8 protein-coding genes are annotated in these 10562 nt (G+C 52.5%); all 8 read right to left on the reverse strand.

The genetic code is table 11. From position 1 onward, the window contains the following. On the reverse strand, window positions 1-1214 hold a 1214-nt coding region (locus tag ABYW01_RS06245; protein WP_372831636.1), incomplete at its 3' end, for a BCCT family transporter. An 843-nt stretch (window positions 1215-2057) separates the two neighbouring features. After that, the gene (locus ABYW01_RS06250; RefSeq protein WP_372831637.1) at window positions 2058-2303 is read right to left on the reverse strand and encodes a hypothetical protein; all 246 of its coding nucleotides are present in this window, start codon (window positions 2301-2303) and stop codon (window positions 2058-2060) included. Between the two features lie 382 nt (window positions 2304-2685). Continuing rightward, window positions 2686-3498 carry an electron transfer flavoprotein subunit beta gene (locus ABYW01_RS06255; RefSeq protein WP_372831638.1) on the reverse strand — a complete coding sequence of 271 codons (813 nt, stop codon included), beginning with the start codon at window positions 3496-3498 and terminating at the stop codon, window positions 2686-2688. Further along, window positions 3488-4750 (reverse strand): electron transfer flavoprotein subunit alpha/FixB family protein, encoded by a 1263-nt coding sequence (locus tag ABYW01_RS06260; protein WP_372831639.1) that lies wholly within the window; start codon window positions 4748-4750, stop codon window positions 3488-3490. The genes ABYW01_RS06255 and ABYW01_RS06260 overlap by 11 nt, the downstream gene beginning before the upstream one ends. Next, window positions 4750-6675 carry a (Fe-S)-binding protein gene (locus ABYW01_RS06265; RefSeq protein WP_372831640.1) on the reverse strand — a complete coding sequence of 642 codons (1926 nt, stop codon included), beginning with the start codon at window positions 6673-6675 and terminating at the stop codon, window positions 4750-4752. Before ABYW01_RS06265 ends, ABYW01_RS06260 begins: the two co-directional genes overlap by 1 nt. Window positions 6676-6772: 97 nt before the next feature. Beyond that, a complete protein-coding gene (gene dgcA / locus ABYW01_RS06270; protein WP_372831641.1) occupies window positions 6773-8836 on the reverse strand; it encodes a dimethylglycine demethylation protein DgcA in 2064 nt (687 codons plus the stop codon). Between the two features lie 250 nt (window positions 8837-9086). Continuing rightward, window positions 9087-9617 carry a DUF5943 domain-containing protein gene (locus ABYW01_RS06275; RefSeq protein ID WP_372831642.1) on the reverse strand — a complete coding sequence of 177 codons (531 nt, stop codon included), beginning with the start codon at window positions 9615-9617 and terminating at the stop codon, window positions 9087-9089. Between the two features lie 162 nt (window positions 9618-9779). Then, window positions 9780-10562, reverse strand: a 783-nt coding sequence (locus ABYW01_RS06280) for a dipeptidase (protein WP_372831643.1), incomplete at its 5' end; no start/stop codon positions are given.

The raw sequence follows: 10562 nt of genomic DNA on the forward strand, positions 1-10562 counted from the left end.
AGCTGACCGACGTTGTTCTGAATCTGATCCAGCGCCTGTGCACCAAATGCAGCCATCCAGACAGAAGACACTAAGGTAGGGATCAACAATACAGCGATCATGAACTCACGCACGGTGCGGCCACGGGATACGCGGGCGATAAACATACCCACGAATGGAGACCAGGATACCCACCATGCCCAGTAGAACACGGTCCAGCCTTTGTAGAACTTCTCATCTTCACGATCGATCCAGTTACTCAACTGGAAAATATTCTCAGCGTAGCTGCCGACAGTACTGAACCAGTTGCCAAAGAACGCACCCAAAGAACCCGCCAGAATCACAAACAGCATCAATGCCCCTGCGATACCCATATTCAGGTTACTTAGCAGTTTTACACCACCATCCAGACCACGGACAACAGAGAAGATCGCAATCGCAGAGACAACCACGATGATCGCCACCTGAGTAGAGATGTTGTTCTCGATACCAAACAGGAAGCTAAGACCACCACCCGCCTGAGAAGCCCCCAGACCCAGAGATGTCGCCAGACCAAAGATGGTCGCCAATACGGCAACGATATCGATGATGTGGCCCGTCGGACCCCAAACACGCTCACCAAACAACGGATAAAACGCAGAACGGATCGTCAGCGGCAGGCCTTTGTTATAGGTGAAGAAACCCAGTGCCAGTGCAACAACGCCGTAGATTGCCCACGGGTGCAATCCCCAGTGGAACATCGTGGCACCCATCGCAGCAGACGCACCTTCCGGTGTTTTCGCTTCAGCATTCAGCGGTGTGCCCCACCAATCGGTGTAGTACGCAACGGGCTCAGCCACACTCCAGAACATCAGACCGATACCCATCCCCGCAGCAAACAGCATTGAGAACCAGGACATACGGCTAAAATCAGGTTTTGCGCTCGCGCCACCCAAACGAACCTTGCCGACAGGCAGAACGATCAAGGCCAGACAGAAGAGCACAAATACGTTACCAGCGATCATAAACAACCAATCGAAGGTCTCGATTGACCAGGTACGTGCGCCTACCAGCATCTCTTTTGCATCAGCCGGGAACAGCAAGGCCAGTACAATAAAGGTCTGGATCGCCAGTGCACTCGTGGTGAATACGGGGTTATGGACGTCCATCCCCATCACCTGCACGTTGTCCTGTCCCGCCTTATAGTCGGAGGTATACTCTGCCGACTTAGGACGGTCTTTCACACTTTGGTTCATAGAACTACTCCGTTTTCTTATTAGAATTGATATCCCCGCCCGTGGCTCGGTTGATACGAATCGTTATCAGCCGAGCCAACTCTGTGCGACGATATGCTGTATCGAGTACGAACATCGCCAATCAAAAACAGTCCCGCAGCGAGCACCACCGTGCATATCTGGTGTTAGGAATATTCAGGGATTCGGTCATGCGAACACAGCCGCTACCCCCTCAATACTCCAACTCCCCCATAGGAGACCGGCTCTTTCAGTCTCTGCAGCTAAGGCGTTACATCCGGGGTGTTTGATCAGGTCTATTTATCTTACGAGTTGGTGATTTTTTCAGCTGACTTTTAACGACAGATACTGTTAAAACCTGTCTGTTTTCGACACGTCATAGAAACCATTAAAACAGGCAATTTTCGCAGCACCGATATGAAGACAGGCATATGCCAATGCCCCGTTCTAATAAGATCATGTATATATTGAGAGAATATTTTCGGCGACGATACAGAGAAGGGATACTATCGGCAAGGATTAAAGTCAGGAGACACCAGGAGTGGTTAACAAGCGTTCAACATCAGTAACATACATACAGATCGCAGACATAATCAACGCGATACAATAATTAAATAGTCAGTTGTTTTTAGCAGACGTTATTTTTAATAAATTAGCGTTTCACAAGACGACATCCATTAGCTTTATCACGATGAGAACTTCATCCATTCCCCGCAATATCCAGCCATGCAAGCCAGCCGACACCCAGTACGATGTAAACCAGCAAAATAACTTCCAAAGCAGATTTTATTGTCTGAACTTTATTCATCATTGATACGGACTTAGCATGTTCACCTAAAATGCGAACTAACATGCATGAATTGAAAGAACATTATCAATGAATTCATCCACTTCAGGCAACAAGACAACGTCTGTGTTTCTTAATGTTTCAAAGAATCCAACCACTTGTGACACAGCTTCCGGCGTACTATCCAGCCACGCCAACACCGTGCTGCGGCATTCATCGAACGTTGCGTCTTGGTCGATGGGTATTCCAAGGTCGATCAGTTTCTCTCTGAAATCACTTTCATCAAAAAGGTCTGCAATCATCATTGCTGCGTTATCCTTATATTTATTTTCATCGTTATAAGAAACCGGCAAAAACCATTCTTATACATAAACGGAAACTTAGTTAATCGACCTCATTCATACTATCGCTATATATCTGGCCAACACATCTTAAAGCGACACCTGCATACCTACATGCGACATCTGTATAAAGTCAGATTTATGAAACTATTACCTTCGCGTTAAAAGCCACTCATGCTTAGGGAATTAATAACGATCAATTACAGGCATTTTAATTTCGTCAATATTGGGAATTTACTAAACCCATAGAACGGAAGCGATGAGATAAGCACATGAAGGGAGTGGCGTAGCGGTAGCCTATGAAACAGTGCCTCCGCTACAGTAGCAGGAGGCACCTTAATCGCGATCAGCTAATGACCTTTTCTTCCAACAGAAGATCAAAAATCTCACGCGCTTGCTCAGCCGCAGGCATGTCTTTGAGCACCTTACCGGATTCACCTTGTGGTTTTGCGGTCGCCGCTTTGAATCGCTCAGCCGCTGTTTTTGCTTTAACCACCTTCAAACGTTTAGGCCGCGGTTTCGCTTTTGCTTCCACCCAGTCGCTACGCACCGGATCATCCTCAACCACAGCTTCGAGGGATTCAACCTGCGCACGGCGACCCGGACCATATGCAGACTGACGCGCTTCCGGCGCAGCATTATCAATGGTCGCCACAAAAGGCAGCGGGACTTTTAACGCCCGACGCTGACCGCGCGGCAGTGCTAACAACAGCTCAGCGACACCGTTTTCAACCGACACGATATCAGCCACACGTGCCACCACCGGCCAGTTAAGTTTCTCAGCCAACAGATATGGCACCATACCTGATGACTCGCCACTTTCTGCACGCACGCCGGTCAGTACGATGTCCGGGCGATGATCCTGTAAGTACTCGACCAGTGCGGGCACAGCGTCAGCACGGGGACCGAGATCCAGCACCTGCACTTCGGACAACCCCATACCTGCATAGGAGCGCAAGGCCTGCTGTAACGGATCACCCGCATGCAGCACCGTATGTTTCTCTGCCAGATTCATACCCAGCTCCACTGCGCGACCATCTTGTTCAGCGCGGCGTACGCGACCCGACTGCGGATGCTGACCGATGGAGATCAACGATACAATATCTAATGAACGATCCAACGAATGATCCTGCACTTGGCTTTTACCTTCAGGCTGCATGCTGATCCCCCTCTTCACTTTGTTTTGCACGATGTTCCTGCGCCAGTTTCAGCAGTTCAGCCAGAATCTCTTCGCTGTCACCAATGGCACTCAATGCGGCACGTTTCACCATGTCACACCCAGCATCGGTATTGATGGCGATCACCTTGTCGCACTGGCCAATCCCCTGCATGTGCTGGATCGCACCGGAGATACCTACGGCCAGATACACACGCGCAGTTACCCAGGTGCCGGTAGCTCCGACCTGACGGAAACGTGGCATAAAGCCATCATCCACCGCCACACGGCTGGCCCCTTCGGTGGCGCCCAGCGCAGTCGCCGTATCGTGGAACTGATCCCAGTTATGGATACCGTTGCCCGCCGACAAAATAAACTCCGCTTCGGCCAGTGGAATCGCATTAGGATCAACCGCCACCTGTCCCTGATCCTGCAGCTGAGCAATGGCACGCGGTATAGATTCCAGTGCCAGTGGCTGCGCCTCATGACGGGTTTCGTCGATAGGATCAGCACACTCCTCTACCAGCATCAGGATACGTGGTGTCGCGCGACTAATATCAATACTGCCCGACGCACCGCGACTGACGGTGGTTTCGTGATCCACCTGCCACGCCTGCACTGCTGGACGTTCGTCCAATCGCGCCGCCAGACGTGCACCGAGGTCCGCGCCCCCATTCACACTGTCCGGGAACAACCAATGTTTTGGCTGATAGCTGGCTTCGATCTGCACTAACGCTGCTAGCTGCTGCTCAGGACAGAACCCCTGATACTCTTCGCTATCCAGTAGAATCAGACGATCCACACCTGAGGTGTCGAACCCTTCCTCTTTGCTTTCACCGAAGCAGACAGCAACCACCGCTCCTTTTTGTTCGTTACCACCTTCAATTCCGCGGGCCAGCTTGTGTGCCTGACCGAGAATGTCTTTGTCCTGACTTGTGAGACGCCCCCCCACCATATCCGGTACAACAACGATGTAGAAATCAGGCTGCTCAACACTGTGTAACGGCAGTAACACTTCCTGTGGACCGCTGCTGCGGCGTCCCATCGCGACAGTGTTGCCATTCCCTTTCAGGCGATCAATACGCTTAATGCCGTTCGGGCCAATAAATCCGACCTTATGCGGATTCTTACGCAGCAGACCGGATGGACCGCGAACTTCGGCTTCATCACCCACACTGACCGTACCGTGTAACGGATGCAGGCGGTTACGGGCGATCCACTCGGCGCGGGGATCTCGTCTTAGCACATCACTCATCAGTGGACCTCCTCGACCAGCTGATCGACCAGAATCTCGGCAATGTCTTTCACTTCCGGACGGGGTTCGACTACACCTTCCAGCATCGCCGTACACTGCTGACAACCGACTGCCACCAGCTCAGCGCCCGTGCTATTCACATCTTCCATGCGCATATCAGCGATACGACGTTCACCTGGAATATCCGTGATCGGTGCACCACCCCCGCCACCGCAACAGCGTGAACGGAAACCGGAGCGCTCCATCTCAGCGACTTCAATGCCCAACGAACGCAGCAACTCACGCGGCGCTTCGTATTCGCCGTTGTATCGTCCCAGATAACACGGATCGTGATAGGTCACGGTACCGCCGCTAAAGGCTTCCAGTTTCAATGCACCGTCCTGTACCAATTGGTTCAGGTACGTGGTGTGGTGCAACACTTCGACCCCTTCCAGCGCATCGCTACCAAAATCACCGTATTCGTTCCGTAGGCAATGGTAAGCATGCGGGTCGGTGGTCACGATTTTCTTGAACGAGTACTGGGAAAGAATTTCCAGATTACGCTTAGCCAGACTCTGGAACGCAGCATCATCACCCAGACGACGGGCCACATCACCGCTATCCAGCTCTTCATCACCCAGAATCGCGACATCTACATTTGCCGCTTTCATCAGCTTAACGAACGCACGCAGGATACGCTGACTGCGCATATCAAACGCACCGTCAGAGACCCAGAACAGCACATCGGCTTGCTTCACATCGCTCATCAACGGTAAATTCTGATCCGCCGCCCAGTTCACACGGCTGGCCGGTGAATACCCGTTCGGATTATCCGTGGCGATGATGTTATCCAGCACTTCTGCGCCTTTGTTGGGCGTATCACCCTTTTCCATGGTCAGGAAACGACGCATATCCACAATCGCATCCACATGCTCGATCATCATCGGGCACTCTTCCACACAGGCACGACAGGTGGTGCAGGACCAAAGCGTTTCAGGATCAACCAGACCGTTGGTGATGATCTGATCCGGACCGCCTTTCGCATTACCAACGTCTTTACCCGGATAAGGAGAACCCGCGTATTTGGCATCGGTACCACCGGCCAGACCCACAACCATATCCTGAATCAGTTTTTTCGGGTTCAACGGCTGACCCGCAGCAAACGCCGGACACATCGCTTCACACTTACCGCATTGCACGCAGGCATCAAAACCCAGCAGTTGGTTCCACTTAAACTCTTTCGGCTTAGATACACCCAGAATATCCAGCGTCTGACCGTTCTGGCTCAGATCAACCGGCTTCAGACCGGTAGAACGGCCACCGCCAAAACGCTCCTGACGACGGTGGAATGCCAGATGCAGCGCACCCGCAAACGCGTGCTTCATCGGCCCACCCCAGGTCATGCCAAACAGCATCTCGCCAAGGCCCAACAGGATCACGGCACTGAGGACCAATGTCAGCACCCAACCGCCTGTACCTTCCGGCAAAATACCAGCCGCAGGCAGGGTCAGGATGATAAAGGCAGAGGAAAATGCCAGCAGGCTTTTTGGCAGACGCATCCACGCGCCTTTGGAGATCCGGCTAGGCGGGTCCATACGACGCTTGAGAACAAAGATCGCTCCAACAAGCATCAAAGCCAATGCGAACAACAGCGCCCATGCCAGAATCTGGCTGTCGATACCCGCCAGATGCACCAGCAGGATAAGGACAATAGAAAGGACAAAACCACCACCGGTCGCAGCGTGGGTTTTGGACATGTATTTGTCACGTTCGACCACATCGTGCAGGTCATGCAGATAACGCTTGGGCATTGCCATTAGACCGGCGATCAGATCAACCTGATCTGGCTGACCCGCACGCCATAAACTGATACGGCGGACAGCGCCGACCACCGCCAGCAACAGCGTGGCAGCGATCAAAACGGAAGGTAACCACTCGAGAACCATTTTTCACCCTCATAGAGCAGGTGTACGGGCAGTGAGCCTGCCCTGTTATTTTTGAAAGGCCCGTCACCCCCAAGGTTCGGCGTGACGGGGTAGCGCCTTACAAGTCTTTACACAGACGCAATGCGTCGTACATCGCAGCATGGGTGTTGCGCTGGGATACACAGTCACCCAAACGCCACAAGATCATGCCGTCGCCGGATTCTGAGAGCACAGGCTGTGGCTTGATATCGAACAACGCGTCGTTGTCGATCTGTCCTTTGTTACGGGACTCCTCTTTGAGGGCGTAATACAACTCTTCGTTTGGACGCACGCCGTTCTCAACCACAACCTGATCAACCACTCGCTCTTCACGCTGACCCGTGTATTCGTTCTCCAGCACAGCCACCAGGCTGTCACCTTCGCGGTACACTTTCTCCAGCAGGAAGTCAGAGGTCATGATCACCTCTTTCTCATACAGAGAGCGGTAGTACGTTGGGAAGGTTGTCCCGCCGATGCCAACACCCGGTTTAATATCGTCAGTCACCAGCTCAACCAGTGAGCCTTTGGAGGCCAGATAATCTGCCGCAGACATACCGGAGAATTCACAGATAGTGTCGTAGATCAGCACGTTTTTGCCCGGCTCAACCTTGCCGCTGAGAATATCCCAGCTGGAGATCACCAGACCTTCTTCAGCGCCCCATTCCGGGTTCTGATCGATAAACGGACGACCACCGGTGGCAATCACACACACATCTGGTTTCAGTTCGCGCACCAGCTCAGCATCCGCAGCAGTACCCAGACGGATATCAACGCCCAGACGCTCAAGCTCCATCACCAGCCAACGGGTGATACCTGCGATCTGATCGCGCTGCGGTGCTTTGGACGCCAACGTAATCTGGCCGCCCAGTTCTTCTGCTTTTTCAATCAGCGTGACGTTATGACCGCGCTCTGCAGCAACACGTGCGGATTCCAATCCACCCGGGCCACCGCCAACAACGACAACTTTACGTACGTCACCGCTGGTTTTTTCGATGATGTGTGGCAAGCCCATGTATTCACGGGAGGTCGCAGCGTTCTGGATACACAGAACGTCCAGTCCCTGATACTGACGGTCGATACAGTAGTTTGCACCCACGCACTGACGGATCTGATCCACCTGATCCATTTTGATCTTGGCGATCAGATGCGGATCCGCGATGTGCGCACGGGTCATACCGACAAAGTCCACGTAACCGGCTTCAACGATACGCTTCGCTTGGTTAGGGTCTTTGATGTTCTGCGCATGAATGACAGGAACGTCCACCACCTCTTTGATACCGGCCGCCAGATGCAGGAACGGTTCAGGTGGGTAGCTCATGTTCGGAATAACGTTTGCCAGGGTATTGTGCGTATCACAACCGGAGCCAACAACACCGAAGTAATCGATTTCGCCTGTCGCGTTGTAGTACGCGGCGATCTCTTTCATGTCATCATGGTTCAGGCCGTCCGGGTGGAATTCGTCACCGGTAATACGCAGGCCGACACAGAAATCACGACCCACCTCTTCACGAACCGCTTTCAACACTTCCATACCAAAGCGCATACGGTTTTCGAAGGTGCCGCCCCATTGATCGGTGCGTTTGTTCACACGCGGCGACCAGAACTGATCGATCATGTGCTGGTGTACTGCCGACAGCTCAACACCGTCCAGACCACCCTCTTTCGCCCGGCGAGCGGCCTGTGCGAAATCACCGATCACGCGCCAGATCTCTTCCTCTTCGATGGTCTTACAGGTTGCACGGTGAACAGGCTCACGGATACCGGATGGCGACATCAGGTTCGGCCAGTTTTCACCGTCCCAACGGGAACGGCGCCCCATATGGGTAATCTGAATCATGATCTTGCCGCCGTGCTTATGCACCGCATCGGCCAGATTCTGGAAGTGTGGAATGATCCGATCCGTCGACAGGTTGACGGAACTCCACCAGCTTTGTGGACTGTCGATAGACACCACACTGGAACCACCACAGATGCAAAGACCACAGCCGCCTTTGGCTTTCTCTTCGTAGTACTTCACGTAGCGATCAGTGGTCATACCGCCATCGGTGGCATACACCTCAGCGTGAGCGGTACTGACGATACGGTTACGAATCGTCAGCTTGTTAATCTTGAGTGGCTCAAACAGCACATCAAACTGGGACATGGAAACACCCCGATCTCTTCTCTGGACGAGTCAACTTTAAGCAACCACGCTATAAGCCTTTCTCGTACCTTTATATTTATTTTTCGAAAGCCCGAAGGCCTCTGCTCTTGTCTAAATCGTGCATAAAAGGTGACTGAAAGCGTTATGAGCGCCGGCAGGGGTAGGCGGAGCGCAGCATAGCTGCGCTATGTGAGCATCACCCGACGGTTTTTAACACCGCCCTGCCAAGCGCAATAGCTTTCAGCAGCTTTTACAGAGGGGTTACTTCGAAGTAACCCACCTCACAACCTTCTTCCGCTGCACACTGAGTCTGTTCCGCTTTAGTGCGTACGTCATAACCCAGGCTTTCAGCAATCTGATCCAGCGCACCGGCAAACCAACCGGTGAACATGTAATCGACTTTGCGGTTGACCTGACCGTACTGGTAAACAAATGCGGAGTTTTCCAGACGCACTTTCGCAGTGCCTTTTTCCAGATCCAGCTCTTCAGTGACGAAGAAACCCCAACCACGCTGAGACAGACGTTTCATGTAGTGATGCCAGATGTCCTCACCCTTGATACCGTGCTCTGCCGCTTCTTTCTCACACCAGTAGTGCGCAGATTTATAACCCGCCTTGTACAGAATCTCGGCATAACGCTCGGCACCGATCTCCTCTTCAATACCCATGTGGTTGTTAACGAAGAAGTGACGCGGCACATACAGCATTGGCAATGCATCTGTTGTCCATACACCGGTTTCGTCGTCTACGTTGATTGGCATTTCTGGCGTGTGTACACCCATTTTTTTCTACCTCAAATTCAATTCTTTATACGTGCACCCGGATCGCTATTGATGATTTACAGCGGGTGTCACGTTAGGAGCAACAAGGCACAAGTTGCCGAGGAGCCCAATCGCCCGGCAACTCATGCCCCGTCACAAACAGGGTTCAGGGAGTGGGTTGGCTTATTCGCCCCAGACTTCTTTCAGCAGGTTGACCCAGTTATCGCCCATAATTTTGCGCACCTGTGTTTCAGAGAAACCGTTGCGCAACAAAGCTTCGGTCAGGTTCGGAAATTCACCGACCGTACGGATACCTTTTGGATTAATGATCTCGCCAAAGCGGGTCAGGCGACGTGCGTAGCCCTTATCGTGAGTCAGATATTCGAAGAAATCCTGACCGTGACCTTGCGTAAAGTCAGTACCGATACCGATCGCATCTTCACCCACGATGTTGTAGATGTACTGGATCGCTTCGACGTAGTCGTCAACCGTGGCATTCACACCCGCACGCAGGAACGGCGTGAACATCGTGACGCCGACAAAACCGCCGTTGTCTGCGATGTACTTCAGTTCTTCATCGCTGCGGTTACGTGGATGTTCTTTCAGACCCGATGGCAGGCAGTGAGAATAGGCCACCGGTTTTTTGGATTCGTCGATCACTTCTTTTGCGGTTTGTGGGCCGACGTGAGACAGGTCACACAACATACCCACTTCATTCATTTCCGCCACGATCTCGCGACCGAAACCGGACAAGCCACCGTCACGCTCGTAGCAGCCGGTGCCGACCAGGTTCTGGGTGTTGTAGCACATCTGCACAATGCCCACGCCCAGATCTTTAAACACTTTGACGTAGCCGATCTGATCTTCAAACGCATGAGCATTCTGAAAACCCATCATCACACCGGTCTTACCTGCTTCTTTGGCGCGATAGATGTCACGGGTGGTACGAACCTTCATCAGCAGGTC

Origin of the sequence: Pontibacterium sp. (assembly GCF_041587635.1) — a bacterium.
Classification (GTDB): Bacteria; Pseudomonadota; Gammaproteobacteria; order Pseudomonadales; family Balneatricaceae; genus Pontibacterium.

What these genes read in the sequence shown, in the direction of transcription:
- ABYW01_RS06250 (WP_372831637.1), bottom strand. Translation starts at nt 2,303, where the DNA reads ATGATGATTGCAGACCTTTTTGATGAAAGTGATTTCAGAGAGAAACTG.
- ABYW01_RS06255 (WP_372831638.1), bottom strand. Translation starts at nt 3,498, where the DNA reads ATGCAGCCTGAAGGTAAAAGCCAAGTGCAGGATCATTCGTTGGATCGT.
- ABYW01_RS06260 (WP_372831639.1), bottom strand. Translation starts at nt 4,750, where the DNA reads ATGAGTGATGTGCTAAGACGAGATCCCCGCGCCGAGTGGATCGCCCGT.
- ABYW01_RS06265 (WP_372831640.1), bottom strand. Translation starts at nt 6,675, where the DNA reads ATGGTTCTCGAGTGGTTACCTTCCGTTTTGATCGCTGCCACGCTGTTG.
- dgcA (WP_372831641.1), bottom strand. Translation starts at nt 8,836, where the DNA reads ATGTCCCAGTTTGATGTGCTGTTTGAGCCACTCAAGATTAACAAGCTG.
- ABYW01_RS06275 (WP_372831642.1), bottom strand. Translation starts at nt 9,617, where the DNA reads ATGGGTGTACACACGCCAGAAATGCCAATCAACGTAGACGACGAAACC.